This is a genomic window from Faecalibacterium sp. An122 (assembly GCF_002160895.1).
GTDB lineage: Bacteria > Bacillota > Clostridia > Oscillospirales > Ruminococcaceae > Faecalibacterium.
The window spans coordinates 35,799-55,213 of the sequence record NZ_NFLL01000014.1; the positions used below are offsets into that span (position 1 = coordinate 35,799).

The following is a 19,415-nucleotide window of genomic DNA, read 5'->3' on the forward strand; positions in this document are numbered from 1 at the left end:
CTCCTCAGGTCAGGTCTGCGCTGTAGTGGACCCCGTCCAGGACGTCGGACAGGATTTGTTCCACGTCCCCGCCGAAGTCCTTTTGACAGGTCAGCTCGGCCACAAACACAAAGTTCTCGTACACCGCAAAGGCGGAACACCCGCGGTCGTAGGGGTTGGCGTCCGAAATGCAGGTGTAGTTCAGGACGGTGTAGTCCTGGCCGTTGTGGAGGGCGGTTCCCTCCGACTGTATCGCGTAGGTCTGCCGCTCCCGGTCCAGAAAATCCTCACAGGCGGCCCGGGCGGCGGCTTCATCCTGGCAGCCGTACAGCAAAACGTACAGCTGGGCGGGGTACAGGTCCACCAGGTCGCCGTCCTCGTTGGTGTAGGGGACCGGCTCGCCCACCGTCCAGGTGGCGTAATAGGTGTCCTCCCCGGCCAGAACCGAGTTGTTGGCCTGAAGGGTCAGGTTGTGCCCCGGCGGGGCGATGCCCATCGTCTTGCCCAGCATCTCCCAGCTCTGGTCCCAGGCGGCGCCGTCGGCCGCGGCGCTGGGATACCGGGAAAAGTCCACCACATTCCCCAGCACAATCAGGGCCAGAATCAACAGAAATGGCAAAGCCAGATACAGCAGCTGTTTGCGGTCTTTCATGACAGGTCGGCTCCTTTCGTCAGCGCGTCCCAGAGGGCGCCGCAGGCGTCCATGTGTTCACAGGTGCGGTCTTCCCAGAAGCCCCGGCGGGCCAGATACAGAGACCCCGCCAGGTCCTGGCTGCTGCCGCGGATTTCCTGGCCCAGAATGGTCTGGGTGTAGGTTCCCAGATCCTGCCCGGCCAGGGCGGGGCAGGCGTCCCAGCGGACACAGCAGGGGGCCTCTCCGCCCTCCGCCAGGGTTCCGTCGGCGCCGGCCAGCAGGGCATAGTCTGCTTGAAACGTTTCATAATCTTCCAAAAGAAAAAAGTAGCTGTCGCAGTCCTCCAGATCCCCCATGAGGGTGATCTGATTGGCGTAGGAATACTCGGCGTTCTCGTCCATGGCGTCCGAGATCAGGTATTGATGGAGCTGCACCGCCACCCGGCCGTCCCCGTTGGCGTCGCTGCCCAGGGCGGCAAAGGCCTCCTCGATGGCCGCCGCCGTGGCGTCGGGCAGGGCGTTTTCTCCCACATAGGCGATCTGGTAGTCGGGCCGGACCTGCCCCAGCCCCAGGGCGCTGTGGGCAATGTCCAGCACCGCCAGACCGACCACCGCCCCGGCGATCACCATTCCCTTGTGATAGTGCCACCAGTTCCGCCATTTCTGGCGGGGCGTGGGGTCCGGGGGCAGGGGATCGGGCTTCACATCCCGCAATTTCCAGTTCAGGTATTGGCTTGCCATACAGGGCGTGTCCTCCTTTCCTGTGTCAGAGACAGTCGCGGGTGGTGCCGCCCGGCTGATACTGCACCGGCAGACAGATCAGCGCCGGCAGGCTGGAACGGTCGGTGCTCAGCAGCAGATCCACCGCAGTCTGGGCCATCTGGGGGATGGGCTGGACGATGGTGGAACAGTAATAGTCGTCGCTGTCAAACCGCTGGATGCCGTCGAAGCCGATCATCTGGACATCCTGGGGCACCCGCAGGCCCAGAAGTTCCAGCCGCTTCTGGATCTCGTAACAGAGGCGGTCGGTGTTGCAGAAGATGCCGTCGTAATCAAAGGCCCCGTCGTGGGTGTGGGAGGCCAGAAAGGCCTCGAAGGGGGCGAACCCGGCCTCGTTGGGCAGGTACAGGGATTCAAACTCCACCTGCCGTTCCCGGCAGACCGCCTCAAAGCCCATCCGGCGCTTGTCGGCCTCGCCGGCCACATTGGACCCCTGCCGGAGGAACAGGAGCTTTTGGCAGCCCAGCTCCAGCAGCTTCTGGGCGGCCAGCTGGCCCCCGCCGAAGTTGTCCGAGGCCACGCAGGGGATCTCGGCCCGGAAATGCCGGTCGATGCTGACAAAAGGCAGCTGGGGGTCTACTTCCAGGTTGGGATTGTAGGTCAGGGCGATGATGCCGTCCACCTTGTTCTGGCGCACCAGGTCGATGCACTGCTGCTCGGCGGTGCTGTCGTAATTGGTAATAGTCACAATGGTGCGGTAGCCCCGCTTCATCAGGGTGCCGATGATGGCGTCGGACAGGCTGGCGAAAAAGGGATGCCGCAGGTTGGGCCAGATCAGGGCCACCGTGTTGGTCTTGTTGGTCTTGAGGCCCCGGGCGTAGCTGTTGACCTGGTAGCCCAGCTTGCGGGCGGCTTCCTCCACCCGGAGGCGGTATTCCTCGCCCACCGGAATGTGGTTGAACACCTTGGACACGGTGCCCAGCGCCACACCGGCTTCGGCGGCGACGTCTTTCATGGTGGGGGCGGTGGTTGTCTTTTTAGCCATAGAATCCTTCCTCACAGGCCGCGGACAGGGTATTTAAGTGGAACGTTTCATGAACTTTCTGAAAAGAAAGGGGCTTTCCAGCCCGGCCCGCGGCGATTTTCCAATGTTTGTTGGCTTCATTATAGCAACTTTCCCCCGGAAAGTAAAGTGAATTTCATGAAACAGGCCGTGAAACGCCTCTTTTTGTGATGGCTGACAATCCGGATGTCCTCCTTTTGTGCAATTTGGAAAAAAGCGCTTTCCACAAAAAATATCCTTGACAACAGAAAAAATCTGGATTATCATAAAGGCGAACCAAACGTGTAACGTTTCACGGCGAAGCGCAGCCCGGCCTGTCGGGCTTTGTTTTACAGAAAACCATGAAACGTTACACAGAACTGGGAGGGCCGGAAGTATCCCGCTGGCAGGAAAGGAGGAGTGCCTGCTGAACGTTGTCCGTATCTCTGTGATTCTTTGAAAGGAAGTGAGGGAACATCATGCGTTCCAAAGTACAAGCGAGCACAGCGGCGGTCCAGCTCCCGCAGGGGCACCGCAGAAAGACGCTGGGCCGGCGCATTGCGGAGAACTGGCAGCTGTACGCGCTGCTGCTGATCCCGGTGGTGCTGACTTTTGTGTACAAGTACATCCCCATGTACGGCATCCAGATCGCGTTCCGGGACTACCGGGCTTCCCGCGGCATTTGGGGGAGCGAATGGGTGGGCCTGGAGTGGTTCGAGCGGTTCTTCACCGCCCCCACCTGCGCCCGAATGATCAAGAACACCTTCCTGCTGGCCCTGTACAGCCTGCTGTGGAGCTTCCCGATCCCCATTGTGCTGTCTCTGTGCATCAATCAGCTGCGGTTCAAGCGGTATAAGCGGATTGTCCAGACCGTCCTGTATGCGCCGCACTTCATCTCCATCATGGTGGTCTGCGGCATGATCCGGATTTTCCTCAGCCCGTCGGGCGGCCTCATCAACCTGCTGCTGGGCACCAGCATCGACTTTCTGACCGAGTCCTCGGCCTTCCGCACCATTTATATTGCGTCGGGCATCTGGCAGGATGCCGGCTGGGGCTGCATCATCTATCTGGCCACCCTGTCCAACGTGGACACCACCCTGTATGAGGCGGCCAAGGTGGACGGCGCGTCGGTGTTCCAGCGGATTGTCCACATTGACGTGCCGGCCCTGATGCCTATGGTGATCCTGAACCTCATCATGAGCGCCGGCAACCTGATGAACATCGGCTTTGAAAAGGTCTGGCTGCTCCAGACCGACCTGAACAAGGCCACCTCGGACGTCATCGCCGTTTACGTCTACCAGCAGGGCATCGAAAACGCCAACTACAGCTACTCCACGGCGGTTGGCCTGTTCAATACGGCCATCAACCTGATTTTGCTGATCATCGTCAACAAGATCGCGTCCAAGGCCTCGGATGTGGACTTTGTGTAAGGAGGCGGCACCATGGAATCCAGAAAACCTCACAGTATGTCCGACAAAGCCAGCGACGTGGTGCTGGTGGTCATCACCGCAGCGGTCATGTTCATTGTGGCCTATCCGCTGTATTACGTCCTGGTGGCCTCCTTCTCCAACCCCTACGACGTCTACGCCGGCAAGACCTTCCTGTTCCCCAGTGAATTCAGCTTCAAGGGCTATGCGGCGGTGTTTGCCGACGACAACATCTTCACCGGCTACATCAACTCCATCAAATACACCGTCATCGGCACCATCTTCTCGGTGGTGATGCTGTACATCACCGCCTATCCGCTGTCCCAGCGGAACCTGCCCGGCCGCAAGTGGCTCAGCCTGTTTTTCATCTTCACCATGTACTTTGGCGGCGGCCTGGTGCCCACCTACCTGGTGGTCAAGGAGACCGGCCTCATCAACAGCATGTGGGCCCTGTTCCTGCCCGGCGGCGTGGGTGTGGGCAACATGATTATCGTCCGCAACTACTTCCAGAACAGCATCCCTCACGACCTGATCGAGGCCTCCGAGATCGACGGCTGCTCCAAGATGCGCACCTTCCTGAGCATCATCATCCCCCTGTCCAAGCCCATCATGGCGGTCATGGTGGTGTTCAGCATGGTGGCCTACTGGAACGACTGGTTCACCGCCCTGATCTACCTGACCGGCACCGATAAGGCGCCTCTGCCCCTGGTGCTGCGCAACGTCCTGATCAAGAGCTCGGCCAGCGCCAGCCAGGCCAGCACCATTTCGGGCGGCTACGCCGAGCTGAACCAGCTGACCGAAATGATCAAGTTCTCGTCCATCGTGGTGGCGGCGGCCCCCATGCTGATCGTCTATCCCTTCGTCCAGAAATACTTTGAAAAGGGCTTCATGGCCGGCGCCGTCAAGGGCTGAGCCGCCCTGTGCCACACAACCAGAAGAAGAAAAGGAGAAACTGCTATGAGAAGAAGAACCTTCATCCAGGGCGCTGCCTTTGCAGCCGCCGTCGCCGCTGCTTCCGCCCTGACCGGCTGCGGGTCCAAGAGCAATGCCCCGGTGGCCAATGAAAACGGCGTGGTGGAGAGCACCGAACAGACCCAGTTCACCATCATCGGCGGCCAGTCGGCCCTGTCGCCCGGCTACGCCGACAACCAGGTCCTGAATGCCATGCAGGAGAACGCCGGCATTTCCATCGAGTGGAACACCATGAGCGACTCCCTGGCCGAACAGGTCAACATCCGCATCGCCGGCGGCGACCTGCCGGACGCCTTCATGGGTGTGGGCTTCTCCAACTACGACCTGACCAACTACGGCGCCGACGGCACCTTCATCAACCTGGACCCCTACATCACCCCCGACATCATGCCCAACCTGTCCGCCATCCTGGAGCAGAACCCCAACATCCGCTCGGCCATCACCATGAGCGACGGCTGCATCTACGGCCTGCCCGCCGCCGAGCAGATGGGCACCGCCGGCATCGGCAAGGAGGAAGACTACTCCATCTACACCATCCCCCAGTTCTCCATGATCAACAAGGCATGGCTGGACGACCTGGGCCTGGCGGTTCCCACCACCCTGGAGGAGCTGCACACCGCCCTGAAGGCCTTCAAGGACAACGACATGAGCCATAAGTTCTATGGCAACGACGCCGGTACCACCATTCCCATGTCCACCGGCTTTGACCAGTGGTGCTGGGGCCAGAATATCTTCTACGCCGGCTTCGGCTTCACCAACTGGCCCAACGACGTCTGCAACGACCTGGTTCTCCAGGGGGACGGCACCATTCAGTTCATGTGCGTCAACGACAAGTACCGCGAGGCGGTGACCTACTTCCACGACTGGTACGCCGAGGGCCTGATGGATGTGGAGATGTTCTCCCAGTCGGATACCCAGCTGATGTCCAAGTGCCAGCAGGGCTGGGTGGGCGTGTCCACCTGGTGGTACATTGACGAGCTGATGGGCGACTACGCCAAGGACTATGTGTTCCTGCCGGTTCTGGCCGGCCCCGACGGCACCAAGAACGTCACCGTCCGCACCGGCGGCGGCACCAATTCGGGCCAGCTGTCCATCACCTCGGTGTGCCAGAGCCCCATCAACCTGCTGAAATTCTTCGACCAGTGGTACACCGGCGAGAACGTCATGCAGCTGCAGTACGGCCCCATTGGCGTCTACTTCACCCAGCAGGACGAGAACGGCGTCTGGAACTCCATCACCGACGCCGAGGCCCAGGCCCAGTTTGGCAAGAGCGCCGGCGAGCTGAAGGGCGAGTATGAGGTGGCCGGTCCCAAACTGATCCTCTCCCAGTACTATGAGGAGAACTTCCACATGGAGGACCGGGCCGTGGAGCGCCTGACCGACCTGTACGACTACTGGCTGCCCCAGGTCACCGATACCAGCGTCTACCCGGTGGACTGCGTGTTCACCATCGACGAGCTGGACACCATCGACCGCTACAAGTCCGACTTTGAGAGCATGGTCTCGGAGCAGGAGGGCCTGTGGATTCGGGATGGCGGCCCCACCGATGAGGAGTGGGAGGCCTATAAGCAGATGCTGAGCGACACCTGCGGCATGGACAAGCTGCTGGAAGTCTACAAGAACGCCTACGCCCGCTACACCGAGGCGTAAACCAAGCCAATTTCCTGCATTTCTCCTTCCAGGGCAGTCCCGTCCCGCAGCGCAGCGGGGCGGGACTGGGAAGGGGGCAGAATATTTCATCATCCGGGAGGAAGCTCCATGATCAGTGAGAAGTTACAGCGCGCACGCGATTTTGAAGCCCGGTACGGGGCCTATATCCCCGACGGGGAACGCCCGGCCTTTCATGTGACGGGGACGGTGGGCTGGATCAATGACCCCAACGGTTTTTCCTGCTATCAAGGGGAGTACCACCTGTTTTATCAGTACCACCCCTACAGCAACAACTGGGGCCCGATGCACTGGGGCCATGTAAAGACCAGGGATTTCATCCGCTGGGAGCGGCTGCCCGCCGCCATGGCCCCCGACACCGACGCCGACCGGGACGGCTGTTTTTCGGGCAGCGCCATCGAGCTGGCCGACGGGCGGCAGATGCTGGTGTATACCGGCGTGTATGAGACCCGGCGGGCCGACGGACAGGTGGAGTCGTTCCAGCAGCAGTGCGTGGCCTTCGGGGACGGGGTCAACTACGAGAAATACCCCGGCAACCCGGTTCTGGACGGCAGCGACCTGCCGGCCGGAGGCAGCGTGCTGGACTTCCGGGACCCCAAGGTCTGGCAGGACCCGGATGGTACATTCTATATGGTGGCGGGCAACCGCACCCCCGACGGCAGCGGCGCCATCCGGCTGTTTGAGAGCCCCGACGGCACCCATTGGAGCTACGCCTGCACCCTGGATTCCAGCCGCAACGAGTATGGCCGGATGTGGGAGTGCCCCGACTTCTTCCCCCTGGACGGCCAGCAGGTGATGCTGGTAAGCCCCCAGGAGATGACCGCCGCCGGCCTGGAATTCCATGCGGGATTCGGGTCCATCGCCCTGATGGGCCGCTATGACCCCGCCGCCCGCCGCTTTGCGCGGCAGCGGATCCAGTCCATCGACTACGGCACCGACTTCTATGCGCCCCAGACCCTCCAGAGCTACGACGGACGCCGGATTATGATTGCCTGGATGCAGAACTGGGCCACCACCAACTGTCAGCCCCAGGGGACCCGCTGGTTCGGCCAGATGACCCTGCCCCGGGAGCTGTCCCTGCGGGAGGGCCGCCTGATCCAGAACCCGGTGCGGGAGCTGGAAAACTACCGCGGCCACAAGGTCAGCTATCAGGACCTGCTGGTGACGGGGGAGACCAACCTGAGCGGGGTGTCGGGCCGCCTGATGGACCTGACGGTGACGGTCCGCCCGGTGGACGACCGGCCCTCCTATCAGGCCTTCAAGATCCACCTGGCCAAGGACGGCCAGCGGGAGACCCTGATCCGGTATAAGGTGGCCAACAGCACCCTGCGTCTGGACCGCACCCACAGCGGCTTCCCCTATGACATTGTGAACGTGCGGGATTTCCCGGTGCGCCCCCGGGACGGGGCGGTCAAGATCCGGGTGGTCATGGACCGGTACAGCCTGGAAGTCTTTGTCAACGACGGCGAACAGGCGGCCAGCATGGTGATTTATACCCCGCTGTCGGCCCAGTCGGTCAGCTTTGAGGTGGTGGAAGGGGCCGCCTACATCGATGTGGAACACTACAGCCTGAACTTCGGGCAGGAGGACGCAGAATGAACCGGAAAGGATTTGACGTGGTGGCCCTGGGGGAACTGCTGATGGATTTCACCCAGAACGGCCTCAGTGAACAGGGCAACAGCCTCTTTGAGGCCAACCCCGGCGGCGCGCCCTGCAACGTGCTGGCCATGCTGCGGAAGCTGGACAAGCGCTGCGCCTTCATGGGCAAGGTGGGCCGGGACGGCTTTGGCCGCCAGCTGGCCCAGGTGGTGCAGGAGGCGGGCATCGACACCCGGGCCCTCCGGTTTGACCCCGAAATTCCCACCACCCTGGCCATTGTCCAGACCCTGCCGGGAGGCGACCGGGATTTCAGCTTTTACCGCAAGCCGGGCGCCGACGCCAACCTGGCGGCGTCGGATCTGGACGAGGAACTGCTGCGGGACTGCCGGATCTTCCACTTCGGCACCCTGTCCCTCACCGGGGAACCCTGCCGCACCGCCACCCAAAAGGCGGTGGCCCTGGCCAAAGAGGCCGGCGCGCTGATCTCCTTTGACCCCAACCTGCGGGAACCCCTCTGGCCCAGCCTGGAGGAGGCCCGGGCCCAGATCGCCTGGGGCCTGAGCCAGTGCGATATCCTCAAAATCGCGGACAATGAGCTGCTGTTCATGACCGGCCGGGAGGACTTCGCCGAGGGCGCGGCCATGCTGCAGCGCCAGTACCCCAACATCCGCCTGCTGAACGTGACGGCGGGGGCCGCCGGCAGCTATGCCTTCTATGGCAGCCGGCATACCTTCCAGCCCGGGTGTACTTTGGGCGGGGTCATCGAGACCACCGGCGCAGGGGATACCTTCTGCGCCAGCGTCCTGAACTTTGTGCTGGAACACGGCCTGGAGGGCCTCACCGCCGACGACCTGGACCAGATGCTCCGGTTTGCCAATGCGGCGGCCTACCTGGTCACCACCAAAAAGGGCGCCATCCGCTCCATGCCCGACCGGGCCGCGGTGGAACAGACCATGGCCCGGGCCTGACCGCCCATCAAAATGGACATTCATCCTTCCATTCAACACGAGACGCCCGCCGGCATCCCTTTGGGGACCCGGCGGGCGTCTCTGTGTGTTTTCAAGAAGGAGTGAGCTTGGGAGAGGGGAGGGGGATCAGGCGCCGATGGCGTTGCCGGTGTAGAGCTGGTAGTAGCGGCCCTTCTTGGCGATCAGTTCGTCGTGGCTGCCCCGCTCGATGATCCGGCCCTGTTCCAGCACCATGATGCAGTCGGAGTTTTTCACGGTGGAGAGCCGGTGGGCGATGACGAAGGTGGTGCGGCCGGTCATCAGGGCGTCCATGCCCTGCTGGACCAGTGCCTCGGTGCGGGTGTCGATGGAACTGGTGGCCTCGTCCAGGATCAGCACCGGCGGGTCGGCCACCGCCGTCTGGGCAATGGCCAGCAGCTGCCGCTGGCCCTGGGACAGGTTGGCGCCGTCGCCGGTCAGCATGGTGTTGTAGCCATCCGGCAGGCGGCGGATGAAATCGTCGGCGTTGGCCAGACGGGCCGCGGCCAGACATTCCTCGTCGGTGGCGTCCAGACGGCCATAGCGGATGTTGTCCATGACGGTGCCGGTGAACAGGTGGGTGTCCTGCAGCACAATGCCCAGAGAGCGCCGCAGATCGCCCTTTTTGATCTTGTTGATGTTGATGCCGTCGTAGCGGATTTTGCCGTCGGCGATGTCATAAAACCGGTTGATCAGGTTGGTGATGGTGGTTTTGCCTGCGCCGGTGGAGCCCACAAAGGCGATCTTCTGGCCCGGGGTGGCGAACAGGTTGATGTTGTGCAGGACGATCTTTTCGGGGTCGTAGCCGAAGTCCACGTTGTCAAAGGTGATATCGCCCTCCAGTTTGGTGTAGGTGAGGGTGCCGTCGTGGTGGGGGTGCTTCCAGGCCCAGATGTTGGTCCGCTCGGCGCACTCCTCCAGGGTTCCGTCCGGTTTCTCCCGGGCGTTCACCAGGGTGACGTAGCCCTCGTCGGTCTCAGGCTCCTCGTCCAGCAGGGCGAACACGCGCTCGGCGCCGGCCACAGCCATCACCACGCTGTTGGTCTGCATGGACACCTGGCTCACCGGCTGGGTGCCGTTTTTGTTCAGGGTCAGGAAGGACACCAGCCCGCCCAGGGTCAGGCCGCCGTAGCCGTTCAGGGCCAGCAGGGCGCCCACCACCGCACAGAGCACATAGCTGATGTTGCCCAGGTTGGCGTTGAGGGGCATGGCGATGCCGGCGTAGGTGTTGGCCTTGTCGGCGCTGTCCCGCAGCTGGTCGTTGAGGGCGCGGAAATCGTCGATGCTCTGGCCCTCGTGGCAGAACACCTTGACCACCTTCTGGCCGTCCATCATCTCCTCGATGTAGCCGTTGACGGCACCCAGGTCGCTCTGCTGCTTGGTGAAATAGCGGGAGGACTTGCCCGCCAGACGGCTGCTGACCATCACCATGACGCAGATCATGGCCACCGTGATGGCGGTCAGGGGCAGGTCCAGCAGAATCATGCTGACCAGGCTGGTGACGATGGTGACCAGCGAGTTGAGCAGCTGGGGAATGCTCTGGCTGATGAGCTGGCGCAGGGTGTCCACGTCGTTGGTGTACACCGACATGATGTCGCCGTGGGCGTGGGTGTCAAAGTAGCGGATGGGGAGGGATTCCATGTGCTGGAACAGTTCGATGCGCAGGTTGTGCATGGTGCCCTGGCTGACGTTGACCATGATGCGGTTGTTCCACCGCAGCACCCATTCGGTCCGCCTGACCGATGAGGGGATGCTGTTTTTGCCCGACGCGCGGCAGATCGCGGCGGTGTCCGACCGGGCCCGCAAGCGGTTTGTCCACCGTTCCTCCGAGACCTTTGAGACGCTGACGGTGGGGTGCATGCACATGCAGTCCATGTCCCTGCTGACCGGGCCCCTGGCCGCCATGCAGAAGGACCACCCCGCCTTTCACCCCCAGTTTCATGTGGTGCCCTTCCGGCATATTTACCGCCTGCTGGAGGAGGGCAGCCTGGACCTGGTGGCGGAGTTCCAAAACGGTGCGGCCTCGTCCTTTTTGTATAAGGAGCTGACCCGCTCGCCCATGGTGTGCATCTGCGCCGAGGGCCACCCCCTGGCAAAACAGGCGGTGGTGTCGCCGGAGGACCTGCGCAAGGTGCGGCTGGTGGTGTCCGACCCCTCCCAGGTGCCGCCCGATGTCCACCATCAGCAGGAAGCGCTGCTGGGGGACCGGATGCCCGCCGAACTGTATTTTTGCGATACAGTGGAGGCCGTGGCGGTGCTGACCGCCGCAGGCTATGGGGTGTCGGTTTTGCCGTCGGTGCTGGTGCCCGCCCTGCCCGGCCTGCGCCAGATCCCCCTGGAAGGGGGCCAGCCGGTTTCCTTTGGCTTTTATTACAAGAGCTGGAAGGACCGCCCCCTCCTGAAAGCCTTCATCACCTGCGCCCAGCAGACCCTGAACCCCAAAAAGCCCTGAACGCACAAAAAAGCCGCCGCGCTCCCGGAGAGGGAACGGGCGGCTTGCTGTTTTAGGGGATCAAAGGCGGCGCAGACCCTCCCAGAGGGTCATGAGGGCGCCGGAAGGCAGACATTTGGCGGCGGCCCGGTGGACGGTGCAGACCGGCCCCGGGGTGGAGACCGCCCGGCCGTGCCGGCTGTCCAGAAGGGCCCGCACAGCCACCCGCCGGGCGGTGGAGGCCAGCGGGAAATGCCGCACCGCCTGGCTTTCGCCCTGACGGGCCACCGGGATGAATTCGGTGTCCCGAATCCAGTAGGGACATACCGCCGTCACCGTGATGCGGCGGGAACGCAGCTCCCGCCCCAGCGCCAGACTGTAATGGTAAAGGAAGGCCTTGGTGGCGGCGTATACGTTCAGGTAGGGGAAGGGCTGGAAGGCCGAGGTGGAGCAGATTTCCAGAATCCGCCCGCCCGGCCCCATGTAGGGCAGGCAGATCTGGGTGACCTCCACGGCGGCCTGACAGTTCAGCTGGATCATGGCGGCGCTGTCCCGGCGGGTGACGGCCTGCCAGTCGCCCATCCGGCCAAAGCCGGCGGCGTTCACCAGGACCGCCACCTCGGGGGCGGCGGCTGCCAGCCCGGCTTCCAGGGCATCCGCTGCGCCGGGGGCGGTCAGGTCCAGAGGCAGCACCCGCAGGGGGACAGGGCAGAGGGGGCGCAGGGCTTCCAGACGGTCCCGCCGGCGGGCGATGACCCAGATTTCGTCCAGATGCTTTTCGGTGCGGGCCAGCTGGAGGGTGAGCTCCCGCCCCAGCCCGCTGGATGCGCCGGTGACCACGGCAATCTTCATAGACAAACGCTCCTCTCTCAAGCACAAACGGGGGAAATGCGGCCGGTCTTTTGGCCCCATGATACCGCCCCGGCGGGGCCGTGTCAAGGCGGCCGCTCAAAATGGACGTTTGCTTCCTTTCACTCCCCATTTCTTTATGCTATACTGAATGAAATGCGGCCGGCCCGGCTGGACAGGCGGGCCCGGAAACGGAATCTGTTCTGTGAGGAGCTGTCAAAATGGAATTTGTAAAGATCGACCCCGAAACCTGGCCCCGGAGAGAGTACTTTGAACACTATTTTTCGGCTGTTCCCTGTACCTACAGCATCACGGTCAAGCTGGATATCACCCCCATTCGCGTCCGAAAACAGAAGCTGTACCCCGCCATGCTGTATTACCTGACCACCGTGGTCAACCGTCACCCCGAGTTCCGCACCGCCCTGGATGAGGCGGGGCAGCCGGGGGTGTTCAGCCGGATGAACCCCTCCTATACCGTGTTCCACCCCGACACCGAGACCTTCTCGGAGCTGTGGACCGAGTACGCGGAGGACTACAACGCCTTTCTCGCCGCCTATGAAAAAGACCATCTGGAATACGGCAGCCGCCAGGGGATGGAGGGGAAGCCCTGCCCGCCCAAAAATATCTTCACGGTGTCCATGCTGCCCTGGACCAGCTTTGAGGGCTTCAACCTGAATTTGCAGCGGGGGTATACCTACCTGCTGCCCATCTTCACCATGGGCCGGTATACCGAGGAAGGGGGCCGCGTGACCATGCCCCTGGCGGTGCAGGTTCATCATGCGGTGTGCGATGGGTTCCACGTCAGCCGGTTTGTCCGGGAGCTGCAGGAGCTGATCGACAACGGAGGATTTTGACCCCGGACAGCAAAATCTGCCACCCAAAAGCGAAAAACAGCCGATGAAACAGAGCTTGCAGGCCGCGGTTTCCGGCAGTATAATAAAGTTGTACTTATAAGGAAGTGAAAAAGCGCGGCAGCCCTCTGCCGCGCTTTTTTGGGATGCGGCGTTGTAAAGACGGGAAGGTGGAGTTTCCATGTATCGTTTGATCATTGCGGACGACGAAGAAAATATCCGTAACGGCATAGCCAACAGCCTCCCCTGGCGGGACTGGGGCTATGAAGTCTGCGCCCTGTGCGCCAGCGGCCAGGAGGTGCTGGCCAAGATGGAGACCTGCAGGCCGGATGTGGTGCTGTCCGATATCCGGATGCCGGGAATGGACGGGGTGGAGCTGATGCAGCGGCTCAGCCGGGACTACCCCGAGGTGAAAATCGTCATTCTGAGCGGATACAGCGACTTCAAGTATCTGAATATGTCCATCAAAAACCATGTGGCCGAGTACCTGCTCAAGCCCACCGACATCGACGACTTTGAGGAATCCTTCCGCCGGCTGAAGGCCGCCATGGACCATGAGCGGCTGCGCAACGCCCAGATCACCGAGAGCGTTCTGCGCCACTTTCACCTGTGGCTCACCGCCATGCTCAACGGGGTGGCCTCTCCCGAGGAGACCGACCGCTTCCTCTCGATGCTGACCGAGGCGGGCATCGACCTGGACAACCTGCAGGTGGCGGCCTTTGTGCTGGACGGCCACGGCGGAGACGAGCGCTCGGACCAGATGGCCCTCTGGCGGAAGGTGTGGGAGGTGGTGTCGGCCCAGCCCGCCGGCCCCCTCCACCGGCTGGCCTTCCAGCTGGCGGGGGAGGACGTGGTGGTCCTCTACAGCAGCGGCGACGAGATGGACCCGGCCGACGTGCTGGCGGATATCCAGGCCCTGCAGCGGGCGGTCAGCAGCAGGCTGCGGGCCACCCTGTCGGCGGGCATCAGCGATTTGTGCACCGAGCCGGGGATGCTGCCCCGGGCCTATGAGCAGGCCAACTGCAGCGCCAAACAGAGCGCCTTTGCCGGGCGGGAAGCCATCTACTTTTTCTCCCGGATGCGGCTGGACCAGCCGGCGGATATGCCCTATTTTGACACCGACCAGGTGGAGAAAGCCCTCCTGGCCCAGAACTATGAGGACCTGCGGGACGAAATCGACCGGGTCCTGCTGCCCCTGGCCTCCCGCCGGTTGGAATACCGCTATGTGGACCAGCTGTGCCTGTCTTTGCTGTTCCATGTGTCCTTGTGGGGCCTGCGGTACGGCGTCCAGATGGAGGAGGTGCTGCGGACCCTGGGGGCCCACTACACCGATATCTACCTCAGCGAGACCCTGAACGCCAAGCGGGACTTTGTGCTGGCCTGCCTGTTCGGCTGCCAGCAGGCCCTGTCCCAGCGGCGCGGCCACGGCCATATCGTCAACAGCGTGGCCATGCGGGTGCGGGAGTATGTGGACGCCGAATACTGTTCCAACGCCCTGTCCCTGGAGAGCGTGGCCGCCTATGTCCACAAGACCCCGGCCTATATTTCCCGGGTGTTCAAAAATGAGCTGGGCTGCAACTTCAGTGACTACCTGACCGAAAAGCGGATGCGGCTGGCCGCCGAACTGCTGGCCGAGCCGGACGTCAAGGTCTATCAGATTGCCGCCCAGTGCGGCTATGCCGACACCTCCAACTTCATCCGGGTGTTCAAACGGTTTTACGGCGTGCGGCCGGCGGAGTACCGTGCGGTACAGGGAGGGGCGAAATGAAGGCCGGGGGCTCCACCCTGCGGCGCCGGATGCTGATGGCGCTGGTGACCTGCTTTGTGCCCATGCTGGTCATCATCTCGTTGCTGTTCGCCCGGACCATCCGGGTCCAGCAGGACGCCGACGCCGAGGCTCTGCGCTTTGCCGCCCAGGATATCAGCACCACCCTGGACCACTTTGCCGATGGCATCTACAGCGTGTCGGATGCCTTTTCCACCGACGAGCGGCTGCTGGAAATCCTGGACCGGGACTACAGCGCCGACCCCATCGCCAAACAATACGCCATCATTCACACCAACAACGCCCTGTTTGAGAGCTACTCCCGCCTGGTTCAGCAGGAGCGGATCGGCGCCATCTACCTGGTGGGCCGCCGGGACGTGCTGGATTTCCAGGACCCCAACCAGGTCACCACCCTGCTCATCAAGAAACTGGAGGAGCTGGACGTCAACAACCCCGAAAAGCTGGGCAAGTTCTATTTTTACCCCCTGCAGGAAAACTTTCTGCGGACCGAGACGTACGGCGACCCCCGGCAGGATCTGGCGGTGATCGGCAGCCGCCGGGTCTACTCGGCCCTCAAGAGCGGCTACCCCTATGTCCATATCTTCGCCGTCAAGGAACAGTCCCTGTACGAGCTGTATGAACTCCAGGCCAAGCGGCTGGGGGCGGAGGTGTATGTCCTCACCGGGGACGGCGAGCTGATTTCCTCCAGCAACGAGGAAGCGGTGGCGGCCTGCCAGGCCCCGGCGGAAGTGGTGGAGGCGGCCGCCGGCCTGCAGGAGGACTCCGCCACCGTCCGGGTGGGGGGCGTGCTGTACAATGTGGCCACCGCCGTAGGGGAGTCCACCGGCTGGCGGGTTCTGCTGCTGGTGCCGGTGGAACAGATCACCGCCGTCACCTATTCGCTGTACGTCCAGATCATTGGGGTGCTGCTGGGCTGCCTGCTGGTGTTTGCCGTTTTAATTGTCTACCTCTACCGCCGGTTCATGATGCCGCTGGCCCAGCTGGAACAGGCCATGCGCCGGGTGGACGCCGGGGACCTGTACGCCCACGTCAAGCCCCACGGCCCGGCGGAAGTGGTCCAGATGATGGAGGGCTACAACGCCATGCTGGACAGCCTGCGTCTGGGCATCGAGCAGAAGATGCGGATGCAGCGCCGCCGCCAGGACCTGGAAATGCAGGTGCTGATGAGCCAGATCAACCCCCACTTCCTCTATAATACCCTGGAGTCCATCGTCTGGAAGGCAGGGGAGGCGGGCCGGCCCGATATCGGCAAACTGGCCTCCAGCCTGGGCAAACTGTACCGGCTGAGTATTTCGGGCGGCCTGTTTGTCCCCCTGCGGCAGGAGCTGGAACACGTCCAGATGTATATGAACATCCAGCGCAGCCGCTACGGCAACAAGGTGGACTATGAAGTGCGGATGCACGGCTGTGACCCCGAGCACGTGGAGGTGCTGAAGCTGATTCTCCAGCCCATTGTGGAGAACAGCCTCCTGTACGGCATGGAGGGGCTGGATCATACCCTGCGCATCCGGGTGGCCGCCTGGCACCGGGGGGACAACCTGGTCCTGACGGTGACCGACAACGGCGTGGGCATGGATGCCGCCGCCCTGGAGGCCCTGCGCCAGCAGATTCTCCATGGCCGCAAGCCCCAGGCCGGGGCCAACCACCGCAGCACCGGCATCGGCCTGCACAATATCAGCGCCCGTCTGCGTCTGTACGCAGGTTCTTCCAGCTGCCTGCGGGTCCAGAGCAAGCCGGGCCTGGGCACCCGTGTGGAGCTGATTCTGCCCTGGCGCGGGTTCTGACCCGACACAAGCCGTCCCATCTGCCTCCCGGTGGCTGGGACGGCTTTTTGCGCCTTTTCAGGCAGGGCAGGGGACGCATCTGCAGAAATTGACATGGATCGGCTGTTCTTGTACTAAGTCAAAAAATGCAGACGGACTTCAATTTCTGCTTATTTTAAGAAATGGGTTTCGACTTATAATAGAGCCATAAGCAAGCGGGGCGAACAGCCCGCTTTAAGAGAAAGCACACGAATCCAACATCTCAAGGAGGAACATCATGTCAAGAAAGTTTATTTCCCGCCGCTCGTTCCTGAAGTGCGCCGGCCTGGGCGCCGCCGCCATGACCGCCGGCCTGCTGGCCGGCTGCGGCTCCTCGGACAGCACCGCTTCCAGCGCCTCGGTTTCCGGCTCCTCGACGGCTCCCGCTGATCCCACCAAGCCCTATGCCGGCGTCACCCTGTACTACGCCGCATCGGACACCGAGGCCACCGGCCCTGAGATGAAGATGATCGTGGAGATGGTCAAGGAGAAGACCGGCATCGACATCCAGTTCAGCATCATCCCCAAGGCCGACACCGGCGAGGTGGACAAGCGCCTGGTCAGCCTGCAGGCCGGCGACGAGCTGGACATCATCTACGGCACCACCGCACAGCTGAAGGTGTTCTATGACGCCGGCGTCCTGTCCTCTCTGGACGAGGTGGCCAGCGCCGAGGGCTACGACATCAAGGGCGTGTTCGGCGACAGCGCTCCCGTCTACGACGACGGCCTGGTCTACGGCCTGCCCGCCTTCACCGACGTGTGGTGCACCTACATCAACACCAAGGTCTTTGAGAACGCCGGCGTGGAGATCCCCTCCGCCGAGGGCTGGACCTGGGAGAAGTACATCGAGACCGCCCAGAAGCTGACCAACCTGGACGAGGAGATCTACGGCTCTCTGATGCTGGACTACGACTGCTACAACTACATGTACGCCCTGCAGAACGGCGCCGAGCACTACAAGGCCGACGGCACCGCCAACTACGACGACGTCCGCTTCCGCGACAGCGTCGAGTTCTTCTACAGCCTGGGCAACGAGCTGAAGATCCAGCCCGACATCACCACCTATAAGGCCGGCGTCTACCCCTGGAACGCCTTTGCTTCCACCGGCGTGGCCAACGCCTCCGGCAGCTACGACAAGGCTCAGTTTGGTATGTTCGTCTGCGGCAGCTGGGCCGCCTCCCTGCTGACCGACAGCGAGAAGTACCCCCGCGACTGGAAGTGCGCCATCCTGCCCATGCCCTACCCCGAGGGACAGGAACCCTCCACCCTCACCGTGCCCGGCTGCTACGCTGTGCCCAGCACCAGCAAGAACAAGGAGGCCGCTTTTGAGGCCATCCGCTGCATCGCCGAGAACCAGTACACCCTGGGCCAGGGCCGCGTTCCCGCCCGTGTCGACCTGACCGACGAGGAGATCACCAGCTACATCGAGAACGACCTGGCTCCCAACTACGCCAACGACGGCATCACCGCCGACCAGTTCAAGGCAGCCTGGTTCGCCAGCGACCGCAAGGTGCTGTCCGAGAAGATCGTGGGCACCGCCGACACCACCATCAGCCAGATCTGGGTGTCGGAGGCTCCGCTGTACGGCATGGGCCAGCAGGACCTGGATACCACCATGAAGAACATCCAGGACCGCTCCAACGAGGCCATCAAAGAGGCTGAGCTGTACTGAGTCTTTCCCTGAACGTCATTTTCACGCCGCCGCCCCTGCAAGCGGCGGCATTTTTTGAGAAAAGGAGGAACCATCATGCCCCTTTCCACTAAAGTCAAGGCGAAGAAAAGCGCAGCCTCCAAGAGCGAAGCGCTCCAGGGCTACCTGTTTGTGACGCCGTATCTGATCGCATTCACCATCTTCACCGGCATCCCCTTTGTTTCGGCCTTTGTGCTGTCCATGCTGGACGTCAAGTTCATCACCAAGCTGGACAACGTCCACTTTGTGGGCCTGAAGAACTTTGTCCGCTTCTTCTCCAGCAAGGAAGCCATGGCGGCCCTGGGCCGGTCGGGTCTGTACACCCTGATCTATGTGCCGGTTATCATGATCCTGAGCTTTATCCTGGCCTACCTGCTGAACAAGGGCGTGTTCTGGGCCAAGGGCATCCGCTCCATGTTCTTCCTGCCCTACGTCTCCAACATGGTGGCCGTCGCCGTCGTGTTCCAACTGATTCTGGGACCCCGCGGCCCCTTCTACCTGCTGCAGAAGTTCTTTGGGGTGGAGGACCCCATCATCCCGCTGCTGAACCAGAAATGGGCCCTGCCGGCGGTGGTGCTCATCGCCGTGTGGAAGGGCATCGGCCTGAACTTCCTGACCTATCTGGGCGCGCTGCAGAACGTGGATAAATCCCAGATCGAGGCCGCCGAGATCGACGGCGCCAACAAGTGGCAGCAGATCCGCAACGTGGTGATCCCGTCGGTGGCGCCCACCACCTTCTTCCTGACCATCAGCTCCATCATCACCAGCCTGCAGAACTTTACCGTCATCCAGTCCCTGACCGACGGCGGCCCCGGCCAGGCAACCACCGTCATGAGCCTGAACATCGTCAACACCGCTTTCGTGAAGTATGAGACCAGCTACGCCGCCGCCCAGGCCCTGGTGATGTTCGCCATCGTCATGGTCATCACCCTGATCCAGTGGCGCGGCCAGAAGAAGTGGGCTGACCAGTAAGGAGGTAT

The 19,415-nt window shown here is 62.5% G+C and carries 16 protein-coding genes; 11 read left to right on the top strand and 5 right to left on the bottom strand.

All coding sequences use genetic code 11. The annotated features are described in order from the left end of the window. Nucleotides 1–4: 4 nt before the first annotated feature. The 3 genes from B5E67_RS09695 to B5E67_RS09705 are packed head-to-tail and all read right to left on the bottom strand — an operon-like array spanning nt 5 to nt 2,377. The gene (locus B5E67_RS09695) at nt 5–631 is read right to left on the bottom strand and encodes a hypothetical protein (RefSeq protein ID WP_087384998.1); all 627 of its coding nucleotides are present in this window, start codon (nt 629–631) and stop codon (nt 5–7) included. Beyond that, complete coding sequence (locus B5E67_RS09700) at nt 628–1,353, bottom strand: hypothetical protein (protein WP_087384999.1); 726 nt, start codon at nt 1,351–1,353, stop codon at nt 628–630. Before B5E67_RS09700 ends, B5E67_RS09695 begins: the two co-directional genes overlap by 4 nt. A gap of 25 nt (nt 1,354–1,378) precedes the next feature. Continuing rightward, a complete protein-coding gene (locus tag B5E67_RS09705) occupies nt 1,379–2,377 on the bottom strand; it encodes a LacI family DNA-binding transcriptional regulator (protein ID WP_242956914.1) in 999 nt (332 codons plus the stop codon). A gap of 476 nt (nt 2,378–2,853) precedes the next feature. Between B5E67_RS09705 and B5E67_RS09710 the strand changes: the two genes are divergently transcribed. The 5 genes from B5E67_RS09710 to B5E67_RS09730 all read left to right on the top strand — a co-directional run bounded on the left by B5E67_RS09710 (nt 2,854) and on the right by B5E67_RS09730 (nt 9,008). Beyond that, entirely contained in the window at nt 2,854–3,804 is a 951-nt protein-coding gene (locus B5E67_RS09710) for an ABC transporter permease subunit (protein WP_087385001.1), read from the top strand. Nucleotides 3,805–3,816: 12 nt separating this feature from the next. Further along, nucleotides 3,817–4,713: a carbohydrate ABC transporter permease gene (locus B5E67_RS09715; RefSeq protein ID WP_087385002.1), complete on the top strand. Its 897-nt coding sequence runs from the start codon at nt 3,817–3,819 to the stop codon at nt 4,711–4,713. A 45-nt stretch (nt 4,714–4,758) separates the two neighbouring features. After that, nucleotides 4,759–6,423, top strand: coding sequence for an extracellular solute-binding protein (locus tag B5E67_RS09720; RefSeq protein ID WP_087385003.1), 1,665 nt, complete (start codon nt 4,759–4,761; stop codon nt 6,421–6,423). Nucleotides 6,424–6,531: 108 nt separating this feature from the next. After that, the gene (locus tag B5E67_RS09725; RefSeq protein WP_087385005.1) at nt 6,532–8,040 is read left to right on the top strand and encodes a glycoside hydrolase family 32 protein; all 1,509 of its coding nucleotides are present in this window, start codon (nt 6,532–6,534) and stop codon (nt 8,038–8,040) included. Next, the gene (locus B5E67_RS09730; protein ID WP_087385006.1) at nt 8,037–9,008 is read left to right on the top strand and encodes a carbohydrate kinase; all 972 of its coding nucleotides are present in this window, start codon (nt 8,037–8,039) and stop codon (nt 9,006–9,008) included. Before B5E67_RS09725 ends, B5E67_RS09730 begins: the two co-directional genes overlap by 4 nt. Before the next feature lie 126 nt (nt 9,009–9,134). Here B5E67_RS09730 and B5E67_RS09735 read toward each other — a convergent pair whose 3' ends face one another. Next, nucleotides 9,135–10,724 (bottom strand): ABC transporter ATP-binding protein, encoded by a 1,590-nt coding sequence (locus B5E67_RS09735; RefSeq protein ID WP_242956919.1) that lies wholly within the window; start codon nt 10,722–10,724, stop codon nt 9,135–9,137. On the opposite strand from B5E67_RS09735, the gene B5E67_RS09740 reads away from it, so the two are divergent. Further along, nucleotides 10,723–11,478 carry a LysR family transcriptional regulator substrate-binding protein gene (locus B5E67_RS09740; protein ID WP_242956915.1) on the top strand — a complete coding sequence of 252 codons (756 nt, stop codon included), beginning with the start codon at nt 10,723–10,725 and terminating at the stop codon, nt 11,476–11,478. The two genes, B5E67_RS09735 and B5E67_RS09740, sit on opposite strands and share 2 nt — an antisense overlap. Nucleotides 11,479–11,538: 60 nt before the next feature. On the opposite strand, the gene B5E67_RS09745 is transcribed toward B5E67_RS09740, so the two are convergent. Then, nucleotides 11,539–12,309 carry an SDR family NAD(P)-dependent oxidoreductase gene (locus tag B5E67_RS09745; RefSeq protein WP_087364820.1) on the bottom strand — a complete coding sequence of 257 codons (771 nt, stop codon included), beginning with the start codon at nt 12,307–12,309 and terminating at the stop codon, nt 11,539–11,541. A 218-nt stretch (nt 12,310–12,527) separates the two neighbouring features. Here B5E67_RS09745 and catA point away from each other — a divergent pair, with 218 nt between their 5' ends. The 5 genes from catA (at nt 12,528) to B5E67_RS09770 (ending at nt 19,407) form a co-directional block, all read left to right on the top strand. Next, nucleotides 12,528–13,160 carry a type A chloramphenicol O-acetyltransferase gene (gene catA, locus B5E67_RS09750; RefSeq protein ID WP_087385009.1) on the top strand — a complete coding sequence of 211 codons (633 nt, stop codon included), beginning with the start codon at nt 12,528–12,530 and terminating at the stop codon, nt 13,158–13,160. Between the two features lie 178 nt (nt 13,161–13,338). Beyond that, on the top strand, nt 13,339–14,925 hold the full coding sequence (locus B5E67_RS09755; protein ID WP_087385011.1) for a helix-turn-helix domain-containing protein: 1,587 nt from the start codon (nt 13,339–13,341) through the stop codon (nt 14,923–14,925). Further along, complete coding sequence (locus B5E67_RS09760; RefSeq protein ID WP_087385013.1) at nt 14,922–16,727, top strand: sensor histidine kinase; 1,806 nt, start codon at nt 14,922–14,924, stop codon at nt 16,725–16,727. Before B5E67_RS09755 ends, B5E67_RS09760 begins: the two co-directional genes overlap by 4 nt. 256 nt (nt 16,728–16,983) lie before the next feature. Continuing rightward, complete coding sequence (locus B5E67_RS09765; RefSeq protein ID WP_087385015.1) at nt 16,984–18,417, top strand: substrate-binding domain-containing protein; 1,434 nt, start codon at nt 16,984–16,986, stop codon at nt 18,415–18,417. A 75-nt stretch (nt 18,418–18,492) separates the two neighbouring features. Beyond that, on the top strand, nt 18,493–19,407 hold the full coding sequence (locus B5E67_RS09770; RefSeq protein WP_087385018.1) for a sugar ABC transporter permease: 915 nt from the start codon (nt 18,493–18,495) through the stop codon (nt 19,405–19,407). Nucleotides 19,408–19,415 lie beyond the last annotated feature (8 nt).

What these genes read in the sequence shown, in the direction of transcription:
- B5E67_RS09735 (WP_242956919.1), bottom strand. Translation starts at nt 10,724, where the DNA reads ATGGTCAACGTCAGCCAGGGCACCATGCACAACCTGCGCATCGAACTG.
- B5E67_RS09760 (WP_087385013.1), top strand. Translation starts at nt 14,922, where the DNA reads ATGAAGGCCGGGGGCTCCACCCTGCGGCGCCGGATGCTGATGGCGCTG.
- B5E67_RS09765 (WP_087385015.1), top strand. Translation starts at nt 16,984, where the DNA reads ATGTCAAGAAAGTTTATTTCCCGCCGCTCGTTCCTGAAGTGCGCCGGC.
- B5E67_RS09745 (WP_087364820.1), bottom strand. Translation starts at nt 12,309, where the DNA reads ATGAAGATTGCCGTGGTCACCGGCGCATCCAGCGGGCTGGGGCGGGAG.
- B5E67_RS09730 (WP_087385006.1), top strand. Translation starts at nt 8,037, where the DNA reads ATGAACCGGAAAGGATTTGACGTGGTGGCCCTGGGGGAACTGCTGATG.
- B5E67_RS09710 (WP_087385001.1), top strand. Translation starts at nt 2,854, where the DNA reads ATGCGTTCCAAAGTACAAGCGAGCACAGCGGCGGTCCAGCTCCCGCAG.
- B5E67_RS09705 (WP_242956914.1), bottom strand. Translation starts at nt 2,377, where the DNA reads ATGGCTAAAAAGACAACCACCGCCCCCACCATGAAAGACGTCGCCGCC.
- B5E67_RS09695 (WP_087384998.1), bottom strand. Translation starts at nt 631, where the DNA reads ATGAAAGACCGCAAACAGCTGCTGTATCTGGCTTTGCCATTTCTGTTG.
- B5E67_RS09715 (WP_087385002.1), top strand. Translation starts at nt 3,817, where the DNA reads ATGGAATCCAGAAAACCTCACAGTATGTCCGACAAAGCCAGCGACGTG.
- catA (WP_087385009.1), top strand. Translation starts at nt 12,528, where the DNA reads ATGGAATTTGTAAAGATCGACCCCGAAACCTGGCCCCGGAGAGAGTAC.
- B5E67_RS09770 (WP_087385018.1), top strand. Translation starts at nt 18,493, where the DNA reads ATGCCCCTTTCCACTAAAGTCAAGGCGAAGAAAAGCGCAGCCTCCAAG.
- B5E67_RS09755 (WP_087385011.1), top strand. Translation starts at nt 13,339, where the DNA reads ATGTATCGTTTGATCATTGCGGACGACGAAGAAAATATCCGTAACGGC.
- B5E67_RS09720 (WP_087385003.1), top strand. Translation starts at nt 4,759, where the DNA reads ATGAGAAGAAGAACCTTCATCCAGGGCGCTGCCTTTGCAGCCGCCGTC.
- B5E67_RS09740 (WP_242956915.1), top strand. Translation starts at nt 10,723, where the DNA reads ATGATGCGGTTGTTCCACCGCAGCACCCATTCGGTCCGCCTGACCGAT.
- B5E67_RS09725 (WP_087385005.1), top strand. Translation starts at nt 6,532, where the DNA reads ATGATCAGTGAGAAGTTACAGCGCGCACGCGATTTTGAAGCCCGGTAC.
- B5E67_RS09700 (WP_087384999.1), bottom strand. Translation starts at nt 1,353, where the DNA reads ATGGCAAGCCAATACCTGAACTGGAAATTGCGGGATGTGAAGCCCGAT.